This is a genomic window from Chitinophaga silvatica (assembly GCF_003419895.1).
Lineage (GTDB): Bacteria > Bacteroidota > Bacteroidia > Chitinophagales > Chitinophagaceae > Chitinophaga > Chitinophaga silvatica.
In genome coordinates, this window is the sequence record NZ_QPMM01000011.1 from 15,480 (window position 1) to 38,993 (window position 23,514).

General features: G+C 37.5%; 14 protein-coding genes. 8 read left to right on the forward strand and 6 right to left on the reverse strand.

Features of this window, described 5'->3' with window-relative positions; genetic code table 11:
* Positions 1-18: 18 nt before the first annotated feature.
* The 8 genes from DVR12_RS19620 to DVR12_RS19655 all read left to right on the forward strand — a co-directional run bounded on the left by DVR12_RS19620 (position 19) and on the right by DVR12_RS19655 (position 11,183).
* Positions 19-1,332, forward strand: coding sequence for a MutS-related protein (locus DVR12_RS19620; protein ID WP_116977503.1), 1,314 nt, complete (start codon positions 19-21; stop codon positions 1,330-1,332).
* A complete protein-coding gene (locus tag DVR12_RS19625; protein WP_116977504.1) occupies positions 1,329-2,648 on the forward strand; it encodes a MutS-related protein in 1,320 nt (439 codons plus the stop codon). The genes DVR12_RS19620 and DVR12_RS19625 overlap by 4 nt, the downstream gene beginning before the upstream one ends.
* Before the next feature lie 75 nt (positions 2,649-2,723).
* Complete coding sequence (locus tag DVR12_RS19630) at positions 2,724-4,205, forward strand: S41 family peptidase (protein ID WP_116977505.1); 1,482 nt, start codon at positions 2,724-2,726, stop codon at positions 4,203-4,205.
* A 292-nt stretch (positions 4,206-4,497) separates the two neighbouring features.
* Positions 4,498-6,696 carry a glycosyl hydrolase family 95 catalytic domain-containing protein gene (locus DVR12_RS19635; protein WP_116977506.1) on the forward strand — a complete coding sequence of 733 codons (2,199 nt, stop codon included), beginning with the start codon at positions 4,498-4,500 and terminating at the stop codon, positions 6,694-6,696.
* A gap of 89 nt (positions 6,697-6,785) precedes the next feature.
* Positions 6,786-8,021: a PQQ-dependent sugar dehydrogenase gene (locus tag DVR12_RS19640; protein WP_116977507.1), complete on the forward strand. Its 1,236-nt coding sequence runs from the start codon at positions 6,786-6,788 to the stop codon at positions 8,019-8,021.
* A gap of 158 nt (positions 8,022-8,179) precedes the next feature.
* Positions 8,180-8,620 (forward strand): VOC family protein, encoded by a 441-nt coding sequence (locus DVR12_RS19645; RefSeq protein WP_116977508.1) that lies wholly within the window; start codon positions 8,180-8,182, stop codon positions 8,618-8,620.
* A 71-nt stretch (positions 8,621-8,691) separates the two neighbouring features.
* Positions 8,692-9,597 carry a TraB/GumN family protein gene (locus tag DVR12_RS19650; protein WP_147323491.1) on the forward strand — a complete coding sequence of 302 codons (906 nt, stop codon included), beginning with the start codon at positions 8,692-8,694 and terminating at the stop codon, positions 9,595-9,597.
* Between the two features lie 614 nt (positions 9,598-10,211).
* A complete protein-coding gene (locus DVR12_RS19655; protein WP_116977510.1) occupies positions 10,212-11,183 on the forward strand; it encodes a hypothetical protein in 972 nt (323 codons plus the stop codon).
* Between the two features lie 230 nt (positions 11,184-11,413).
* Here DVR12_RS19655 and DVR12_RS19660 read toward each other — a convergent pair whose 3' ends face one another.
* The 6 genes from DVR12_RS19660 to DVR12_RS19685 form a co-directional block, all read right to left on the reverse strand.
* Positions 11,414-12,376, reverse strand: coding sequence for a hypothetical protein (locus DVR12_RS19660; protein ID WP_116977511.1), 963 nt, complete (start codon positions 12,374-12,376; stop codon positions 11,414-11,416).
* A gap of 152 nt (positions 12,377-12,528) precedes the next feature.
* Positions 12,529-13,491: a hypothetical protein gene (locus tag DVR12_RS19665; RefSeq protein ID WP_116977512.1), complete on the reverse strand. Its 963-nt coding sequence runs from the start codon at positions 13,489-13,491 to the stop codon at positions 12,529-12,531.
* A gap of 15 nt (positions 13,492-13,506) precedes the next feature.
* Positions 13,507-17,310: a hypothetical protein gene (locus DVR12_RS19670; RefSeq protein WP_116977513.1), complete on the reverse strand. Its 3,804-nt coding sequence runs from the start codon at positions 17,308-17,310 to the stop codon at positions 13,507-13,509.
* Between the two features lie 12 nt (positions 17,311-17,322).
* A complete protein-coding gene (locus DVR12_RS19675; protein WP_116977514.1) occupies positions 17,323-19,578 on the reverse strand; it encodes a hypothetical protein in 2,256 nt (751 codons plus the stop codon).
* Between the two features lie 5 nt (positions 19,579-19,583).
* A complete protein-coding gene (locus DVR12_RS19680; RefSeq protein ID WP_116977515.1) occupies positions 19,584-22,343 on the reverse strand; it encodes a DUF6603 domain-containing protein in 2,760 nt (919 codons plus the stop codon).
* A gap of 444 nt (positions 22,344-22,787) precedes the next feature.
* Positions 22,788-23,330 carry a hypothetical protein gene (locus DVR12_RS19685; protein WP_116977516.1) on the reverse strand — a complete coding sequence of 181 codons (543 nt, stop codon included), beginning with the start codon at positions 23,328-23,330 and terminating at the stop codon, positions 22,788-22,790.
* Positions 23,331-23,514 lie beyond the last annotated feature (184 nt).

Here is a 23,514-nt window from a genome sequence, read left to right on the forward strand (position 1 = left end):
TTCATAAAAAGTATAATTATGTATTTGCAGACAGATATGCAGACGATGGATGACTTGCGCTTGTTTTCAAAAGGAGACACACAGGGTATTTACGATATTTATAATCATTCATATACCCGTGGCGGACAAACCATAATGGAAGCCATGTTCAGGAAGCCGCTGAATAACAGGGAAGCGATCATCAAACGGATCAATACTATTGCTGCTTTCGTGAAAATGAAAGCCACTTTTCCTTTCGATGGTACTGTCTTGGACCAAGCAGAGAAATACATTTCTTTTGACGATAACCAGGATGGAGGAACAAAAGTATCGCTAAGCGAGAAGGAAGTACAGAACGGAATTGTTTCGATAATTGATCTTTTTCATACGTTCAAACAGTACCTGGAATCGGCAGAATTGGCAAAAGTAAAAGAGCTGGAGGAAGAACGGCTGGCAGCCATCGGAATATTGAATGATCCGGCTTTTATACCTGTATTTAACGAAAAACCGAATGCAAGAATTTCATTCGCCGCTGTTACGGCTTTTGATGTGTTGATCCGTAATAAGGAGAAGAGGAAAGTGCTGCAACTACTGCATTTTATATACCATATCGATGTATATATTTCAGTGGCACAGGTTACCCTGAAACATAACATGATATTCCCTGTAGTACATCCTAAAGGTACCAGTATTTTAAAAGTGGATGGTGTATACCATCCGCTTTTAAAAAATGCTGTTGCCAACAGCCTTCATATGTCGCCTGGCCGCAACCTGATTTTTCTTACAGGAGCCAATATGGCCGGGAAGTCAACCTTCCTGCGTTCGTTCAGTACTGCGGTTTATATCGCACATATGGGTTTTCCGGTAGCTGCGGCCTCTATGGAGTTTTCGGTGATGGACGGCGTATATACGACGATTAACTTGCCCGATAACCTGGGCATTGGAGCCAGCCATTTCTATGCAGAGGTACTGCGTGTGAAGAAAATAGGACAGGAGCTCAGTGAGGGAAAATCATTGTTTGTATTGTTCGATGAGTTGTTCCGTGGTACAAATGTAAAGGATGCCCTGGAAGGAACCCTGGCTGTTTGTAATGCTTTTACCAACCGGAAAGACAGTAAGTTTATCATCTCCTCTCATATTATCGAAGCAGCAGATGATTTGCGGAAAAAGGAAAGTGCTGCTTTTTATTTTCTTCCTACAGTGATGAGAGGTACTGTACCTGAATACACATATACCCTGCAGGAAGGCGTTACAAATGATAAGCATGGAATGATCATTATTAATAACGAAGGAATACTGGATATTCTGAAGCAGGGGAACAAAGGTGGAAAAAGGTTAAATAAGCAATTATGAGTTTTAAAATAGATCGCCAATCGGTAGGGGAGCTGAATTTGCTGGGGAAATTCCGGCAGGGATCAGTATATTTTTTATTCAATAAAGTAAAAACACGGATCGGGGAGAAACTGATGGATGAGATGTTTGTTCATCCGCTTAATGATGCTGCTGCTATTAATCGGCGGGTCGCGATCTTTAAGTTTTTCGAAGAGAAAGGTCTGGCATTTCCTTTTGAGGCCGACCAGGTTGCCCTGATGCGTGAGTATATCGATAATACAGGCGGAAAATCGCAATGGGCGGTGACAATGGATGTCCATCTGCAAAAACTATTAGCAGGCCTCACGAAGGATGGCCGTTTCAAAAACACGCTACTACAGTTGCAGGCAACAATTGTAACGCTGAAAAAGTGTTTTGGACTGCTGGAGTTACTGAAGCTGGAAAATGGCCCTTTACAGGATCGTGTAGATGCTTTAATCTCCATTATGAGCCAGAAGGATATCCGCAAAATTCTGGACAGCGATATCTACAAGTCAATGTCTACCAGCACTGTATCCGAATATGATTTCCTGCTGCGCAACAGGCATAACGAAGCAATGAAAGACGTATTGCAGTTCATTGCTGAAACAGATATATACATAGCAGTTAGTAATGTATCGCGTGAACGGAGTTTTTGTTATGCTACGGCAGTAGAGAAAGAGAAAAATCTATTCCAGGCCCGGAGTCTCCGACATCCCTGTATTTCAAAAGCAGTGGGCAACGACATACAAATGAAAGAGGGTAGTAATGTCATTTTCCTAACCGGTGCAAATATGGCAGGTAAATCTACCTGGATGAAATCTATTGGTATCGGTATGTACATGGCACATATTGGTTTCCCTGTTGCCGCTTCCGAAATGGTGTTTTCGGTAAGAGAAGGCATCTTCTCCAGTATCAATGTGGCCGATAACATAGCCATGGGGTACAGTCATTTCTATGCCGAAGTGGTAAGGGTGAAAGATGCAGCGCTGGCTGCAGCGACCGGCGAACACCTGTTACTGATGTTCGATGAACTGTTTAAGGGCACCAATGTAAAAGATGCCTTTGATGGCACCCTGGCGGTTACTGAAGGATTCTCAGAATATAACAATTGCCTGTTTATCGTATCCACCCATATCATCGAAGTGGGAGAAGCACTTAAAAACCTGTCTAACGTGCAGTTTCGATTTATGCCTACTGTACTGGAAGGAAATGTACCAAAGTATACCTATACTTTACAGGAAGGTATTACTGAAGACCGGCAGGGAATGATGATTATCGAAAACGAAGGAATCATTGCACTTATCAATAAAATGTAACCTGAGAAAAACACTCACCTGATAAGATCGCGGCAACATGCCGTGTTGATTACAATTTTAAAAATTACAAATATCATGAAGCAAATTTTTGCATCAGGGATACTTATGTCCCTGCTCTCCACATCTGCACTGGCCCAGGTACAAACTTTTACCGGATTTACGAGGCAGGATTTGAAAGATGATTTTATATATGCCGTAGAGTTGTTGAAGAAACAGCATCCTAATCCGTATAAGTTCACAGACACTATTACATTTAACAATAAGATGGATTCCCTGATGAACAGGGTGGATAAAGATCCATCGCTGTTAAGCAGTTTACGCTACTCTCCCGTGCAGCTATTCAATGATGTACATCTGAAATTGGATTATGATGAGGAGCATGTGGTGAATGTTTTGTATGGTATTAATCACTTTCCGCTGGCTACTACCACGTTTAAAGACAGGATTATTGTTAATGCCAAAGGGGAATCCATTCCTTTCGGTGCAGAGATTCTGAGTATTAATAGAATACCTGCCGCTAAATTGCTCGGCGAAATCGGCTACGCTACCTATAGCGATGGTTTCATCAAAACAGGCTCCGATCGCACTGCAACAAACTTAAGTTTGTTCATTAGTCTGGTTTTTCCTGAAGCCACCAGCTATGATATTGTATACAAAGAGTATGGTGCGAAAAATTCCACTACCATACAGTTGAAAGCTGTGGATGCCAAAACCGGATTCCATAACAGAAGCCTGGGAGAGCTACCCTTTAATACTTTCCTGAAGCGTGCCTATGTAACAAAAGAATATTTGGATAAAGAATCTACCGCTATCCTGACTGTTCTTACATTTATGCTGCAGGAAAATGCCATGTATAAGGAACTCAGTGATTTTTTCGCAGAAGTAAAGAAACGTAATATCGGAAACGTTATCATAGATATCCGGTCCAATGGCGGGGGTAACCCAAATATGTCTGCTTTACTATACTCCTTTGTGGCATTACAGCCGTTCGACAATGTGTTTAATTACCGGACAAAGAACATACAGATGCATGACCCCGAACACCTTTTGAATGGTTACGGAACAAAAATGGGAGAGGAGGAAATAAAGCAGACCGAAAATTTCCTGAAACAACGTTTCGATTACGACAGCGCTGCAGGATTTTACTATGGGAATGCACGCCTGACCGAAGGTTCTATTTCCAACTACCCTCCTGATAAGAATAATTTTAAAGGCAATGTATATGTACTAACCAGTGGAGGAACTGTAAGTGCAGCCACCTACTTTGCTGCACTGGTAAAGAATAATAAGCGTGGTTTGTTGGTAGGAACTGAAACCGGTAGTGGCGAAGCATCAACTACAGCGGCATGGTTTAATACCTATACGTTACCTAAAACGAAAAGCAAATTAACCGTTCCAATGAGTGAAATATATTTTATGAAAGCAAAGCAGGATAACGGGCGTGGTTGTCAGCCCGACAAAGAGCTGTCTTTTGACTCCTTTCAGCAATATATCCGTGCCGGTAAAGATCCGGAGATTCAATATACGCTGGATATAATCCGGGCTGGTAAGAAATAATACCTTGAAGATAATAAAGGAAGGGTGTCTCTTATGAGGCACCCTTTTTGGTATAAGGACACAGGTAATCATCTGGACTGTTGATCATAATTCGCAAATAGCTGAGTTGAAAACTGGATAAAATTGAACGGTAACTAATGCTATTTTACCAGCATATTGCAGAAAAGAAGTCATTTGTTTATTTTCAGCAGATAATTTGCTTATTTCATTCAAAACCACGTTATATCGCTATTTGCCAGGGATAGCCTGGCTTATTAACGAGCAACTATTGACCGTTATTAAAATCGAAATGATGAACAGGACTTCAAAGCTAAAAAGACTGGGTATCGCATTTGTCTGCTTTCTCTTTCCTTTACAAATGTTCTCCCAGGAAAATTTTGTTCCGCCATATAAAAACACCTGGACAAGTGCTCCTCATAATATTCCATCGCGTTCATCAACAGATGCACCATTGATGGGCAATGGCGACCTGCTGACAACTGTAGGGTATAAGCCCAATAACCTGAGATTCTATATTTCAAAGAATGATTTTGGCAGATGGCGTTCGAAATATGGCCATGGAGAGAAAGAATTTGACCTTGCCGGAAGCAGATTAGTAGCGCATATCGATATTAACTTTCATGAAAAGGCATCCAATTTTTCGGCCAGTCAGAATATCGGCAATGGACAAACTGAGATGCAAATTGGTCGGAATATTTCCGTCAATTCCTGGGTAAGTGCTACCCAAAACCTGATCTTTATGCAGGTGACTGCGCTGAATGAGGATGCTGTAGTGTCCGTGAATCTTGGAGCTCCGAAAAATGAATTGGCAAAAATAGCCAATGGGCAATGGAAAAATACTGAATGGCAAACCCGTTCTTTTGAAGAGGATGTGGATATTCCTGCTTCGGCAACAATTGCGGTAAAGACTCTCAATTATGATAATACATCCGAGATTCAAATAAAAAAACAACAACCACTTTTACTAGTAATAGCTGTTGAAAGCAACTTCTCACAAAAAAATACATTTGAATACATTAAAAACAAAATATCCGGTATAACAGAAAAAAGTATATCCTCACTACTTCAACAGCATAATGAATGGTGGAACCAATACTGGCAGAAATCCAGTGTAGTGCTGAACGATAGTGTAGTAATGAAGAGCTACTACCAGGGCCTTTATACAATGGCTGCCTGCAGCAGAGATCCGAATTTTCCTCCCGGCCTATTTGGATGGATTACCAACGACAGTCCTTTATGGAATAATGATTATCACCTGAATTATAACTTCGAAGCACCGTTTTATTCATTATATGCAGCTAACCGGTTGGAACAGGCATTGCCTTACGATGCACCTATTCTCGCATTTATGCCGAGAGGTGAATGGTATGCAGAGAATGTAACTCATACCAGGGGAGTGTTATATCCTGTAGGTATAGGGCCAATGGGGATTGAGGTGACCAGGCAACTGGATACATTCTATACAAGTCTGCATCCCGAAGGCATTGAAAAAGGTGGTATGTTCTGGCAGCAACGTTCCAATGCAGCCTATGCATTACTGAATATGGGGCAGTATTGGTATAGTACTTACGATACTGCATATGCCAGAAAGATCTATCCTTACGCTTTGGCTGTAGCTGAGTTTTGGGAGGATTACCTGAAGTTTGAAGATGGTCGTTATGTTATTTACAATGATGCGATACATGAAGGATCGGGGCATGATACCAATCCTATATTGTCGTTGGGTTTAGTCCGATATGTATTTAATCTGATGATTGATATGAATCGTAATATGCATTTCAATACGAAAGAGGTTGAGAAATGGGAACACATATTAAATCATATCAGTCAGTTTCCTACTCAGGTCAGGAATGGAAGAAACGTGTTTCGCTATACCGAGAAAGGAATGGATTGGAATTCCGGCAATGGATTAGGAATTCAGCATATCTATCCTGTAAACGCAATTACCTTGGATAGCGATGCTGAATTATTGTTGCTGTCCAGGAACACCATCGATGAAATGAGAAGATGGAATGATCAGAATACCAGTAATAGTTTCTATATGGCGGCTATCAGGGTGGGTTATAGTAAAGATACTATCTATAACAAATTGCATGATTATATTGCTAATAGCTACCCCAATGGCTTTATGATTAATAATGTGCATGGTGTAGAAAATTCGTGTGTAGTAACCAATGCTATTAATGAAATGCTGTGTATGAGTGTTGGAAATGTTATTCGTTTGTTTCCTTCTCTTCCTTCAAAAATTGATGCATCGTTTAGTCGGCTCAGAGCCTATGGTGCGTTTTTAGTTTCGGCAAAAAGAAAAGCCGGAAATATTTCTGATGTGGAGATTATAAGTGAAAAGGGAAAGCCGTTAACGCTGCTGAACCCATGGGGTAATAAAAAAGTGAAGGTATACAGAGATGGTAAACCTATTGGGTTTATGGTTGGAGAAAGGCTTACGATTGCAACAAGGGCAGGGGAAAAAGTAAGGATTATGCCACAATAGGATTTAAATCCTGGCTCTACTCAGATAAAATCCAAAGATTATAACTTTTAAGCATCTTGCATTATATTTAGCAACTAATCTATCGAATCATGTACAAGCATTTTAAGTTTTATTCAATTATCGGGGTTGGCGGACTACTAATGTCAGTAGCCTGCGGACAGAATTCCGCTTCTTCTGTTGTGAAATCGGATAGCACCAGCGTACCGGTTGAAACAGGTAAGGCGAATTCGGACTATAAACCCGCATTTGAAGGTCAGACCAGAATAGGCAGTGTAAAAACTGTAACGCCATATGAATTTAAGGTTTTGGATACTACCCTGAAATCACCATGGGGAATAACCAGTTTACCGGACGGTAGATTACTTATCACCGAAAAAGCCGGCAACCTGCGTATTGCCGCACAGGATGGGAAACTGAGTGAACCAATAACCGGACTTCCAGCTGTTAAACTGGCAGGACAGGGTGGATTGCTTGGCATAACCATAGATACTGATTTTAATAACAATAGAATGGTATACTGGACATTCTCTGAAGAACGCCCGGATGGTAACCTTACTGCTGTTGCGAAAGGTAAATTATCGGCAGATGAGAAAAAGATTGAAAACGCTGTTGTAATCTATCGCGCTACTCCGGCTCATAAAAGTACGCTTCACTATGGAGGCAGAATTCTTTTCGATAAAACAGGTAACCTGTTTGTGAGCACAGGCGAGCGTTCTGATCTGGAAACCAGACCATTGGCACAGGATCTGAAAGCTGCATTGGGTAAAGTGTTAAGAATTACAAAAGATGGAAAGGCTGCTCCTGGAAATCCTTATGAAGGAAAAGCAGATGCAAGACCTGAAATTTATTCTTACGGCCATCGTAACGTACAGGGATTAGCCATCAATCCGGCAACCGGTGAGCTTTGGGAAACAGAATTTGGTCCAAGAGGTGGTGATGAGCTCAATAGGATTCAGGCAGGTAAAAACTACGGCTGGCCAATTATTACATATGGTATAGAATATAGCGGTGCAAAAGTAGGAGATAGCTTGCAAGTGAAAGAAGGATTAGAACAACCTGCTTACTATTGGGATCCTGTTATCTCGCCAAGCGGTATTACTTTTTACAGTGGTAACGGAATCGCTGAATGGAAAAACAACTTGTTCATTTCAAGCCTTAGCAGAACTCATATTGCACGTATTGTAATTGAAAACAATAAAGTAGTAGGTGAAGAGAGATTGCTGGCAGATGAAGGTCAGCGTTTCAGAGATGTTACAGAAGGCAAAGATGGTGCCTTGTATGCTGTAACTGATATGGGCAGACTATATAAGATCTCGAAGAAATAGAATCTTTTTTGATTTAGACAGAAGCGTGGTACATTCATTTGAATTGTATCACGCTTTTTTATTATCTAGTTAAATAACATGATAAATCTTCTGAATCAATTTTCATTATCTTTAGAAAAAGAGATTGTTTAATACTGCAGTCGAATAATACAAAATAAATGGAACAGCGTTTTACAGTGCTCACTATTGGGGCAAATGACTACCAGGCGATGAAAAAATTCTACGAAACAACATTTGGATGGAAGCCCGTAGCAGAGAATAATGATATTTCATTTTATAAGATGAATGGTTTTCTGTTTAGTATTGGAAAGAGAAAGGAATTAGCCGGATTTATAGGAGTTAAGCCCGAAGGAAGCGGGTTTCGTGCTGTTACTTTTGGTTATAATGTTCCTACGGATGATGAAGTATGGTCACTTTATCATCAACTGAAAGAGAAGGGCGTTAAGATGCTGAGCGAGCCTACTGCACCCTCTTTTGGAGGTTTGTTTTTTTATTTTGAAGATATAGAAGGGAATATTCTTGAAATTGCTACAAATCCTTTTATACCACTGGATGAAAATAATAATCCGGAAGGGCATAAGGCTATTGATCATTTGTAATTGATGATCTCCAATAAAATAAATAACGATTTCCTGTTATCCTTATTTATATCCTCAATAAACTATACTAATTGAATAAGCTTATTCTGGTATTTTCTTTAATGTTTTTAGCCATTGGCTTATGTGGGCAATCTGTTCTCCCAGATAGACCTAACACGCTTGTTTGGGAAGTTACGAGCAAGAAAAAACCGCAGTATAAATCCTATATAATCGGATCTAATCATTTATATGGTGAAAAGCTGTTAAATTCCCTAAGAGGAGTTAAGGATCTTATACTTAAGTCTGATCTTGTGATTGCTGAATCATTACCGAAAACCAACGAGGAACGTCAATTATCCTTTGATCAGAAAATTCCATATAACACCTTATTTTCCAATCAGGAAATTGTTATTCTTGATTCATTTTTGACTACCCACCAGATAGCAAATATTAAAGCACTCGATAGTGCGCATTTTCCGGTAAGTCGGCTTTTATATATCGTTTTTTCTGAATTAACGGCCGAAAATAATTCCGATTTGCAACAGTTGGAAGAAGCGATGGATAATGTTATTGTCAGATGGGCAAAGGATGCTAATATTCCGCTGGTTGGGCTGGATAGTGGGATGACAATGAAGAAAGATGTATTAAGTCTTGGTATGGAAGATATTCAGATGGCAGAAGCTATTCGTTCTTTTGTAATTAGTCCGTCGTTACTTAAAACAGATGATTCATTGAGAAATATAGGGGGTAGATATGCAAGGATGGAAATTGATTATAGCTTCAAAAGTAAACCTGTCTATATTGAGAATGAGTCACTTCGCTATTTACTAGTAGAGAGGAATAAATATTGGATGTCACGATTACCAGATTACTTATCGAATAAGAATTGTTTTGTTGTTATAGGAATTGATCATTTGAAGTATAAGGAAGGACTGTTGGCTTCTCTTTCTAAGCTAGGTTTTAATATCAGGCCTGTAAAGCTTTCATTAAGCTTATAAGAAATACATTATAAAAAATTTTTGGGATTCTTATTCCCACATATCGGAGGGCTACTTTACAATTGTCTTTCGCCCTACTGCAATTACTCTTCAGTGGTCTGTTAATCATGATTACTTTCAACTTGTTCCTGAAAAAATAATTTGATTGAATGCAATTATCAGTAGTTACATTGAAAGTCAACCTCTCTGAGCTATTTAATCATTAGGGTTTCAACAAATAAATAAATATTTTGTATTGGGAGGTTAATATTTTTTTTGATAATAATTATTAATGTGTATATTCAGAGATATACTTGCAACAGATAGAAATTTAGAACCTGTATTATGAAATTGTTTGTGCCATGTATGTATCTATTAACAGTTTGTTTTCTCGTTGGTAAGTATTAAATATTAATATTCCCGGAGGTTTTAAGTTAAGTGCCCTATTGTGTTTGTGTAGCCAAACTAAGAAAAGAATCCCTGGAAAATAATGCCCGTAACCCAATGCAGTCTGATGGAATCTGCATGAAGTTTTTTCAGTAAACCTGTTTACTGATTTATTTCTCTATGAATACACGTGTATAACTATAGCAAAATCTGACACTTAAATGTAAATCTAAACTAAAAATCTAAGTATGAAATTCCCTTACAAATTCCCGCGGGTAGCGGGATTGGGCTCTACGCGCCTTATTGCTCCATTGACATTAATTTTGGTAGCTATTATTTTGCCATTAACGTTTAACTCATGCGAAAAGTCAAATCAGAGTAAGCCTCAGGTTAAAACTGAGCTCACTCCGGCTCAGAAGTTACTTGCAGCGATGCGAAACTATAGAAAGCAATCGACGGCAGCAAAAGTACAGACGGGAAGTAAAGCACGTAGTGCAAATTTAAGGACAGATCAAACTGATGATGTAACTTACTACATCAACTTCCCGACTATACCAACTGCAAACCAATTGAGCTTATACAACAATGCAAGTTCAATTCAGGATATTGTAAATTTACGTATTCAAAGTCAGGCAGTTGTAGAGTATACACAAAACTCGGCTAACGTTAGTTATCCTGTTACTTTTTCATTAGCGTCGGTAAAAAACAGTCTTCAACCATTAATTGAAGAATCGAAAGATTATTTACGCTCTAAAGGGCTTACGGATCAGGACATTCAGGATATGATAACCGCCAAGGAGGGAACAGAGGAGGATTTGATACCGTTTACAATTTCTATGGCCCAGATAGAGGAATCGCCACGCCCATTTGTACCTTATCCGGATGGATATACTTTTTACAATACAAATGGATATAAAATAGCTCATTGGAGTTTGACTGTAAATAGATTTTCAGGGGATACAACATGGACGCTTATAGGTACTAAACAGGAAGGGTATGAAGAACCCTATAGGGCTCTTAAATGGGCAGATGTTGGCCATTGTGCCCTGACAGCTATTGGATGGGATATATTTTGGGCATTAGGGCAATCAGTCTCCTCGACATGGACGATAGCAACCTTAAGAACAGCATTTGGAACAGTTGCCAGAAAAGTGCTTGGCCCAATTGGGGTTGCTATTGCGGCAGGGGAGTTTGCATGGTGTCTTTATAATCTCGATTAAGAATGTGGTCTAATGTATTATTAATTCTTATATTCTTATGGGCTTTAGTCAATAAGGGGTACAGTATTTACACTGCAATTATAAAGAAAGATAGCGGGAGAGTGAAAGTGGAGTTATTTTTTCTGATATTAATAATATTCCTTTTTGTGCTCCTGTATAGGATTTAAGTAAGGTGTTCTGAAATAACCGGGGCTGACCCAAAGAGTTTTTTGGGTCAGCCCCGGTTATTACTATAATTTTAATAATTGTGAAGCCAATTCCTCTTTAATTTCGTTATCAAAAATTTTATCAGTTGCCTTTTCTAAAAGGGATACAATTTCAAGTGCTTTATCCATACGCTCAGTAATCAAAGCTTTTGGGTTGGTTTCCTTTGGCCGTGAACTAGGAAAGTTATGTTTTGAAATTGGTTCTGATGTAGGTGCTTGATCAAAGCCTAATGGAAACCAATAAAAATACACGGTAGAATCTACTTGATTTCCGAAATGATTGTAACAATAATACCTGCAATCAGAGTTGGCTTTAATGGGCACTATGAAAGTATTCGGATTTGTCATATTCATAGAGCCTTTTGAGTTATAAGAATATGCATTACCACCCATTGCTTTAAACCATTTTCCAGCAGTATAAATTTCGCCAACAGCAAAAGAATGTGAAAAAGTATCTGCAATAGGAGGTTCAATATATACCATTAAAAAACCGTCAGTTTTGACAACTAACTTTGTTTCTTCAATTTTTTTTCCTTTGGCAATTTCCATACCATTCTGAAACATAGAAACTTTATTAATGGTCGTTAAGGTGCCAATAAAAGCATCCTTAATCTTACTTTCACCTTGAACCCAAAGGTGACCACTAATCTTTTCATCATTGGAAGTATCTACCTTGCTAGGTTTGAGACTAGGGTTGTTAATGGTTATAGTAATACTTGCATATGATTTTTGATTACCTAAAGTTGCCTCCACTACCAATGTGGAATTCGTAACTATTTTGGGATTTATTTTTATCGAGTTAATTTCACTTGAACCGACGAGATTTTTTGAGCCACAATATACTTTAAAGGATTTACCATTACTTTCCCATTTTAAGTGTATATCACTACCCGCTGCAAATTCTGTTACTGGAAGTTTTGTTATAGGATTATAACTATGTAAATTCTTAATGTATACTTCAGATGATAATGTCTTTTGAGTTTTCATGAAAAGTAAATTAAATTCGATTTTAGTATTGTTATTTATTTTATTATAAATTACTTACGTCCTTAGATTTTTATTAAAGTTTTCTGATATAATACGATTGAATTTGTATTCGGAATTTTACGAATGATAGATTCATCTTTGTTATTATTAAATTATAGATTGTTATCTAAATTAAGATCATCATTTAAATGAATTTTCGTCTCTAAAAAGGCCTTTTCTGAAATAATTAAAGAACCAGTTATCAACATATTACTAGCATTATACTTCTTTAGAGCTATTAAATTTTTTTTAATAGTATGATCTCCGGAGTTTTCGAGTGATTGTGGATATAAAACAGGCGTAGAACAAGTAATATGAATAGTTTCTATGAGTGTTTCTTTTCCCAGAGTTGCTACCAACACCAGTGTAGTATCATTTTGTATTCCATTAATAGTTGTTTCGCTTGAATTATTATTAATAGGAACAGAATTTCCATTACAATAAAGCTTTACTTGTGGGGCATTAGTATCCCAATCTACCTGTATCTTACTATCAGTAGAAAAATCGGTACATGGAATTAGTGGAGATTTAGGGTTAATAGTTATCAGATTTCTTAAATAGAAAAATGAATTTTTGCTTTTGGAGACTTTGAAAGATTGAGTTTTGGGTGTAAAATTTCCATTGGCAGTTTTATCGGAATATTCACATATCACCACCTCGGGTTTACCTTCAGTACTATTTACATTACCGGAAATTGTAATGAAGAAGTGTTTTGGAACTTCGCAAGGATTTCTAATGTTTGTAATTATAAATTCCAAATGGTCTTTTTTTGACTCAAAACACTTTGAAACTCCGGCTTTTTTATATTGTTTTGAGGATATCCAGTTAGTATCGCCAGATACCTTCTCTTTTGCATCTAAATGAAAAATGGTATAGGTATCATTTATAGTTGATTTACTATCGAAGGGGATATATATAATGATTTTTTTACAATAAATTTCCTTTCCCTTAGGATCAACCTTAATAATAATTTCCCCGGGTGCACTACATTGCAATGGAGATGGACTTGTGCTTATGTCATAACTTAATTCCATAGGAGAATCAGTTAGGATAACTGATTTTTTTTTATTCTTCATAGTCAAGATGTATTATTATTTGGATTCTGGATCTGTAATAAATCGTAAGTATCCGTCATGTAAAGTTGCTGGTGCTTTGTTGAGAACAGCCTCATTTGGTGCATTTGCTAAACTATAGCCTTGCCATTTATTATTGGAACCAGAGTTGGAATTTTGCCACCAAGACCAGCTACCATTCTTTTCGGAGATAGGCAGGTAATTTATGGTTTGAACAAATGGAGGAGTTACTCCTTCTTCAACAGAAGTATCCAGTACTCTGGAAAGTATTGGCCCAACTCTGAAATTAATTTCCATTGCCGTTAATGGCCCATTTACAAATTGAATTGGTATTTGTATTGATTTCACTGGTAAAATACCAGTTGTAGCATGTATAGAACCTCTCGGATCCATCAATAAGGTGATTATTTTACTTGTAGTTCCATCAAAAGGCAGGTTGATGTAATTGCCATCTACGCTACCAATTGGCCCGATTTCCCGCACATAGTTTTGTCCACTTTCAGGCGTTGTTACGCTGTTAAAAACTTTGTAATTGTCTGCATCAAAATAACCTATAACGCCGTCTTCACTTAAACGCATTTCACCCAGGCGAATGCTAAAATTGGAAGATGTAAATGGTGGAATTTGTGGAGTCGCTTCCATAAATTTAGGCCATTCGCAACTTTGTAATGGTGATTCTCGCAGGAGGAATTGTAATTTTGTTCTTACCAGCGCTAAAGGTCTGCCAATCAGAGTAGATAATATTAGGTCGGTTCTGTTACCTGGTGGATCAATTTTAGATAAGGTAATATCAATAACGCTCAATAGTGCTTTGAAATCCCTTTCTGATTTACCTTTCAACCCTATTATAAAAGCATAAAGCTGTTCCGATTTGGCTTTTATACTGTCGATAGTGATTCCGTTATCGTTTGGAGGAGGTACCCAATTTACAGTTTTAACTATTCCTGGTTGTACCAACAGTAACTCACCTGCACTTGTTCCATCTGGCAGAAATACCAGGATAGAACGATCCAGATAATTATGGATCAGCCATCCACATATTGGGTTTGCCTCCGGTGTTATATTGTTTTTAACATGGTCTATTAACGAAATATCCAATTTTGCATGTTGCAGCAATCGTGGAGGTAACTGAAAGGGAGCTTTAATGTGTGGAACCAGGTTTTCGGATATTTTTACTGCGTTATCAAGTACCACGGGAAAGTGTGACGCACTATTTATAGCACCACTAACATCTACAATCAGATCTAGCGTTCTTCCAAATTTATCATACAATCTAAGCTTTTTGATATAATATTGTCCGCTTCTGATACCATGAAATGGAAATTGACTTTTGTGAGATGTACTAATGGCTGGTACTGAATTTACAAATCCCTGGGCATATGTTGGCGTATCGTAGGGAGGGGAACTTGTATTATCGGCATACCCTATTGCTTTGGCCAATCGGATATTATCCTTGCCCGCTTTAAATGTTTCAATGGTTGGTCGCCTGAAAGCACGAGGATCACGCTGTGACAGGTATTCATTAACCTCCGATAATTCCTGACTTAGAAAACGCCAATTATCAATATCTTTTATCTGGTTATAAATAGCAGTTAGATCCTCGTTTTCTGGTCCGTATTGATCAACAAAGGCTTTTAATTTAGCCCCAAATGTAAATTGGGTATGCGGACTCAGGATAGATCTGCCTTTTAATGAAGCTGATTCTGATGTTCCCTGGGGCGACGATTTTAAATCATAATCGAAACCGTTGAAATTCCAGTTCTTTGTAGTTGTGCTATTCTTTTTCCATTCATATGGCACTGTAAGTGGAGTGATTTCCCATTCAAGGTATAATGGATTCCACTTTTGTGTCCACTTACTAAGTGAACAGGCAGGAAGAACACCAGGTGAATAATTCAAAGGTTTAGGATTTAGCATGGCTGATTCTACTACATTGGTAGTCAATCCTGTTTTACTGGCAATCTGTTTGGCATTAGCAGGATCCAATAAAAAGAACTCTTTGTAAATTTTTAATATTTCTTTTGGGAGAACCGTACTATTGGGCAATGTAGGAATAATATTGCCCAATGTACTTACGTCAATAGTTTTATAACTTATTTTGAATGAAGAAATTATCTGAGATGGCAATCTGACTTCCAAATTGTTATTTGAATTTGTGATGGCATCTGACTCTACCCCGGAAATCAACAAGCCAGGATTACCTGGTTTCCAGAAACGAGGTGCTGACACAGCTTTCAATTCAAAACCATTGGCAATACCTTTTTGTTTTGCGAATTTCTCTATACCTTTTAGGAATGCATCCTGAGCATTATCATTACCGGAATTATCAGGTTGAGGTACCTTCCCCTGTAACTTGTGGATTTTGTCTAATTGCTGTAAAACCTTGTCTAAGAATTCTTCAAATTCTTTTTGACTGAGAGTTGGAGCCATCTCGTCTTTGGAAACTTCGGTATTTTTCTTCTTCTTCTTCTCATTCTCATTATTCCGACTACTGAGATTTCCTAATTTCCACCATGCAGCATTAAGATCCCATTGTAAGTTGTTCAATTTTAGGATCTCAGAATCTAAATTTTTTTGATTTGCATTAAGTTCCAGCAACCATTTTTTATCGTTGGGGGTAATACTACCATCACCAGAGGTTCGCGACTCTCTGGTATCTGCATTACTTTTTCGTACAATTTTATATAGGGTACCACCGGATCTTTCATCAAACCATTCTCTTTGAACACGGTTTGCGACAATTGTATTGCCATTAATTTTATTAAGCTCAGGCAATAGGTCATATTGAAAAGCTTTCAATAGTTCAGTCATTTTATCCTTATTGGAATAGCCAAGAAGCTTATTTAACTGTTCTGATACCAACGTAGTAAATGCATCTACTCCTGTATTTCCAATAGCTACAGTTACATTATTAGTATTGCGTATGTCTTCTAATTGGTCTGGGATGGGTATAGATGATTTATTCCAGGGTAATCCAAAGGCCATCCCATTATATAAACTTTTATTTGCCGTACCTGGATTTTTACCTTGAGCAATAGTCCAATTCAACTTTTTCAAAACATCAGATATAGAACTTTCACCTGTAAATCCATTAGAACCTGTGGTTAATATATCACAGGCTTTATCTGCATACCATCCTGTAACTAAATAGCTTAAAGTGGTTTGAGCTGGTACATCGCTTAAATCATCGTAAAAAGAGAAAATACCCAGATTATTAGGTACGTATCCGGCATATTCAATGTTTCCGGGTGCTATCGCAGTCAGAAACATATTATCAGGCGATTTCTCCTTCCACCTATTCAGTGCAATAGGAACTCCAAGGTTAACAGTATAAACGCCCGAATCGGTATTTGTATCTGCACTAATGGGATAGCCTAAACTAATCGCTTTATGAGGTGAATTTTTACGATTAGGATCACTACTTTCACTCCACTTTTTCACAACATTTTTGGGAACCAAAAATAAACTGGAGTTGTCGAGTGTACTAGATGGACAATCACTTTCCAATACCCAGGAGCGTTGAACATTATTACCACCTGCATCCCGATGAATTCTTACAATAAGCCATCTATTAGGCACAAGAGGGAATTCTGTGTTGTCTGAATCTTTACTCATACGAAGTGAGCGGGGCAAAGTCCAGTGTAAATATGTTCCTGATCTGATATTTTTAATCTCTGAATCATAGCCTCTGGGCTGGGGGCTTTGAAAATTATTAAGGTTTGCGTAATTAAATCGCCACCATCTGAGTTGATCTCTGTTAAAAAGTACATTGGGGGCCATTAATATATCCAGTGCCATAGGCACAATCAAGGAGGTATCCATAGTGGGAGTTTTTTAGATGGTTTGACTATCAAATTTAATTGCCTCTACTGTTTTTATCATCTGGATGGCAAAAGTAGCGGGCGTTAGATTGTTAATTTTTAATTCCTTGGCAATCTTTTGAATTAGTCCGTTGGGATCTGATGGAGCAATGTTCAATACATTACTTTCAGCCGACCTCATACAATATTTTTGCTTAAAGCTTAAGTCCCGAATTGGTATAGTTTTTATTCTAGTGCCTATTGAACTATCATTCAGTACTTTTCTCAAGGTAATGCTTCCGTTAGAGCTTACACCAAAACCCAGTGACTCCTGTGGCTCACACAATTCTATTGTCTTGGGAACATCATCAAAAATGCATAATAGAACGTTGGGCGACAAATGATCTAAACGCATTATTGTTAAACTTTGATTATTCTTGTCTACAGCTTGAATTGATAAATTTGGCCAACCAGAAACCAGAGCAGATCGTAACAAAAATCCACACATCATTTTTGGACTAGTGGAGCGCGCGTTTTTTTTATTTTTCTTTATCATTTTCATTACCATAGAAGCTTTACCTAAAGCTTCTATGGTAAGCCTATTAAATAGGAATTGTTTACCGGAATCTACTCCCAGGCTCATGGCACCTTGAATACCAGCATTAATCCAATTCATGTCTAAATAAAAAAAGCGAATAGATTCAGGAGGTAACATTTTTTCATCAGCAACCAATTTATCGAATGGTATTGGATATAAAAGAGCAAAATGTTCTAACCAGTCGGCAACCGGACTTATATATTTTGTAATACTCTTTTTCAATTTCTCCTGAACATCAGGTTCTTCCAGAAAGGTGTGTATTGATGTGAATTCCTCAACTGAAGCGGTAGTCGCCCGCGAATTTTTTTGAATTACCCGCTTATCGGCTATGTTACCAATCTCCCTTATGACCCGAGGTGTGAGTAATGCCATGAAGTTTTCCTGGATCGTTGTATGAATTTTCTTTAATTTTTTATTTTTATTGGAGAAATGGCCTGAATGTAAGTGATTAAATAAGGAGGCTGCAGTATTATTGTTTTGATTTCTGAAAGCATTTAACTTCTTAATGAAATCTCTATCCGCTAAAGCCACCTCTCTGCCAGTTTCCCAGGCAGATGCAAGAGATACATCAAATACACCGTTTGTTTTATCATATATAAGTGCAGCATCTGTGGTTGGAAATGTGTTTCCTAAGTTTTTAGTTAGTACCGGGGTTAAGGGGCCACGATACCAGGCAAATGTATCTTCGCCACTACGAGTGTGATAGGCTAGTGGTACAAACCCGTTTTTAGTGCGCTTAATAATTGTTTCTCTGATCTTATTTGTGGTATTTGTTATTTTAGGTTCAGGTAATCGAAGAGAGTAAGAGGATCGGTCTAAATTAGTTCCATTACTACTGGATAGTACAAGGTTCCCTAATAAGGTTTTGAAATCTTTTAAATTGTCAGGTGCAGAGAGAAATGTCCAACTCGCAAGTGTAATCAGAGATACATTATCGTATTTGTTTAAGTTGGAAGTTGCAGATAAATACTGTTCCAGGCCTTCCAGTGATACAAGGTGAACAATGTTTTTTATGGCCTGAGAATTGTTGCCGGGAGTGGGTGCTGTAGCAAATCGATTTGCCGTAATTACGGAGAACAGTCCTTCTTCATGTAAATTCATATCAGGCCTGTTTGCTGTATTGATTTTACGAATATGTGATAGAAATGGTAGTTCTTCGAGAGTTGGAGCAATATCTTTAAATATTTTTGTAGACATATTAATAAATCTACAGGTAGTGTTACCATCAATATCTTTTTCTTTGCTGATATCACCAATTAGCGTAGTTGTTGCCGGCTTTAGAAATTCATTAATAGAAATTTCAGATGATTTGTCTGAATGACTTTGTCCATTATTTAATTCATTCTCAACAAATACCATAAGAGCGAGCCATGGGGTGCCTTTTTTGCTCAAGAATCTTTCCCATGGTAGTGCCGGATCTTTGAATACTATATGAGGTATTACTTCACCATATTTTCCTGTACTTCCTAAAGGAGGATATTTATTAATTATCTGGGTGGAGTCAAGTGTAAATTGGGGAGCCGAAACCAGAATTTCCTGCCTGGCATCGAAATTTATTTTTGATTTATCTGTTGTTAGTTCATGATTTACTGAGATGTAATAACTTCCCGCTTCTAGTGCCGGAACATAATTGTCGAAAAATTGCACATCATTTATAGTAACGTCTGAATTAGTATTTTTTTGATATCTCATAAAGTTTATGCTTGTTCCATTGGGGAATCGGTGAATAAATTTTTGGCATTAATTGCCATATTAGTCATAGGGTCGTTCTTTCCTGTGTAAATATTACTTTTGTTAAGTGCATCAAAAATTGCTTTTCTATTTTGGGAAACAGATGTATTAATTGTACTGATGTTAAGAATCGTTTCATTGCTGGCAGAAGGCCGATAGTCAAGAGATGGATCCTTCCTTATGTGCAAGGAGATTATTGCTCCCGGAACATACTCTTTAGATAGCTTTGCCGCAGAAATACTATCAGTTCTGTGACCGTTAGTAGGGGGAGGAACCTGAATTGTATATCCGGTGAGCTGTTTATCAATAGTGTCGGCGCTGGGCTTTGATGGGTTTTGAATAAAATTACCATTCTTATCCTTCAATGGAAGTCCCCATAAAGCAGCAGCTAAATTGTCATAATTAGGGGTGAATTTCCAGTCTGTTACATCTAGTGGAATACTCCCGTTAGCATTTTTACTAATTTTTACATTATGGATAGATGTAACTTTGACGAGGTTCATTGGTCTTATGGAAATATCCTGGCTAGGGGTATTATGTCCATAATCATTATTCGTACCATAGGTTAATCGGCTGGCCGGAATAACACTTTGTGTACTAAACTGAAAATTTCCTGCACGTACTACCCAAATTTTGGTAGTTTGGTCGGAGGTTGTTTGATTGCTGAAAATAATTTTTTTGGTACGCTTGTCTTTTTGCAGTTCCTTTACTAGCCCGGCTTTTGCATTTATTTTACAAACATCGGTTGGTTTGGGTAATAATTGGCTGAAGGATTTCCAATCAAGTTTTTGGTTATTGACGAGCGTTTCAGGAGCACCGAAATATATAGAGATTGTAACAATTGCCGCATGTATTTCTACTTTACCCCCAATTGGTGGACCCCAAAGATTAAGAGTCGCTCCTGTTGAAACTTTTTGTGTATAATGGCATAAATATAAATCAAAACATTTGGAGACTCCTACTTCAATATGAATAGTTGCCTGGAATGTAAATGGATGCCAGTTAACAAGAAAATTGGCCTCTGAGGTAAACCATGCTTTTATGCTATCATGTTGAAAAAGTAATTCCAGGCGATTACCTGCCATACCGCAAGAAGGTGTAATGGCAAAGTAGCTGTTACCTTTAATTGATACATCGGTTGATATCTGCCAATTAAAACCTAATCGTTCAACTTCTGGGAAATGGTCAGGAATTTTAAAAGCGGGGTGGTAACCACCTGCTGTAAAGACAAATTGACCGGCATTGTCATTATTCCCAAACCATAAATTGAAGGAAAAATCACCTGTTAAATGAATATCCGGGGTAAGTAAAAATGAATTTTCAGTGAGACTGGCGGAAACACCAAAATATCCATCTATCGGTTTTAAAACGGTTTCAATTTGCAATTCAATAAAAATAAATCTGTCGCTCATCTCAACTCCCAGCGGGAAGCTAAGCCATGCCAACCCCAATACTGCAAATTGTAAATCGTGCCCAAATTCAGCAACTAATAATAGTTTTCCTTCAATTATTTCGAATGAAGAAAATTTTACTCCCGTTGCTAACCAGTAGTCACCCGCTTTAGGAGTAATCCACTGAATTTTTTTTCCATCTGCACCGGCTTTCTGACCTTCCAAAATCTGCAATGTTTCCATTGCATGCTCTTTAGCGGTTCCGGTTTGTGGGCGACCAATAGCCATCAATGGGAAGTCCTGCACCTGGTTGAAATCTGGCATTACCAGGTTTCTGTTAAAACCTAACCCACCCATTAAGCCGGTTACCATAAAAAATGGTGGGCCTCCAAGTGGAATATTTAAATTAACGAAAGCAAAGAAGGAAGGCAAACCACTTTTCAGTTGCGCGTAAGAAGCTAGGGCAGACAGGCCAAATTTTTGTGTTTGTATAATAAGTTCACCATCAAACTGCATTACTATATCACTCTCCGGATTTTTCTTTGGAACCCGTATAGCTGCGCCTGCAATGGCTAAAGCAGTCGTAGTATATTCAATTCCTAGTCCATCTAAAATGAATTCGGGTTTGAAGACTTCTACGGATGTACCAAATGATAAGCCATTCAATGATATGGTTAATGGGCCAATTTCCATAGAAGCATCGATAGAGCAGGAGATACCCTGTTCAGCATATTTCAAGCTGATACTATCAATGAGGATAGGGCCAATTTGTTTTTGAATACTAAGGGTGAAGGCAGATGGTTTATCCTTTTCCTCCTCCTTCATTGTAGTTAAAGAACGTTTTGATTTTTTCTTATATTTTAATACAGGTAATGTTATCTGCTGATCCTCTTCCAATAATGTTATTTCATATCCGAAAGATATTCCAGGCTCGTAGGTAGGTAGATCTTTAATATCTAAATCTATATCACCCGGCTCTTTTGTAGTAATAATTAGATAGGCTTTTTTCAACATTAAAAGCCCTTTTAGTTTATCACCGACAAGTGGGATACGGCTGCCAATGTCTAAAGACTTCTTGGGTTTGAATTCGGCATAGGCAACAAATTGTCCTGAATCTGTTTTTTCACCCCGGAGTATAAATGTTCCAAAGTTGTTCTCATCAAATTTGATATCTGCATCAATATTTACGCTGGTATCTTTTAAATGTTTCTTTTTTTGCTTAATGATTAACGGGATATTCGGTAATGCTTTAAGATCCGCATCAATCCCATTCTTGAAGTGTTTACTGATTTCATCCTGTAACTTATTCTCTCTGAGTTTTGCTGATTTAGACATTGTAAATATTTTCCTTGTTATTACTGACTGGATATAGTAATGTATTCGCTTTGTTTAAAGCATAATACACCAGTGTGCATGAAATAATACCATTAAAATATCATTAGAAATAGATAAGCGATTAGGGATATTATTATGATTCAGTATCTACAGATTGGCAGCTGATTTTTAATAATATCAAAGTATGTGTCGATATATTTTCGCATTTGAACATTTCGTTTTGGGATATTTAAATTAAGATTTTGGAATCACAGACAGTAAAACATTTTTGCTTTTAAAAAGTTCAAATATTCGCAAGAATTTTTTTACAATATTTTTTTGAATCGATTCTGATGAGCTATGTCAACAGATGTGTTGTTGCTTATAAGTAAAGCAAAGAGAAGTGTTTATTCAATCAGAAAGTGTTCTTCAAGTATCAGAAGAAACTACACTAAGAGTAGCAATTTAGAAATTTGTTTTTACCGGCCATTTTGCATAATAGCCTACTACCTTATACTCCCCATATATACGTCCAAATACGAAAGCAAAGTAGCTTTCTGAATTATTCCTTTTCTCGGGGTATTGAATATATACTTCGTATAATTTTGATGCAGAGTCAATGGTTTGTTTCAATATTTTATAATAAGCATCAGTAGTATTAGAGTCAATTTCCTGAATATTATCTTCATCAGCCATTGGCAATAATCGCCTTACTTCTTTATGAAAGATGTCGGAGTAATAATCATTGAATTCGTTGTAATGAATTTCTCCATCCAATTCTCCATCATTCGTTGTTGGTAGTGGAAAATGTATTAGAGTTTTGATTAGTTCTTTATTGTTTTCTTTTACCGATTTTTGAAGAACGGAGAAGGTTGTACGAAATAGTTGGTCATCATTAATAGCTGCAGGAGGTGCTGTAACAATCTGCTTACTGGAAGAGGGGATATGGTCACAAGAGCTTAACAGAATTATTAATACTCCAGATATGATTAAAATACTTGGTTTCATACTTAGATAGGTTTTTTCGAATTCTACAAGGAAAAATGATTGGGTAGTTCCTGATCAACAATTCCTTTATGGAAACAAGAGATTTAATTATACTCTTTCAAACTTACTATTTTCATATTCAATTTTCCAAAAAAATAGTAAGTTTGTAACTTAATTGTTTCCCCTTTTTATACCAACTATCTGA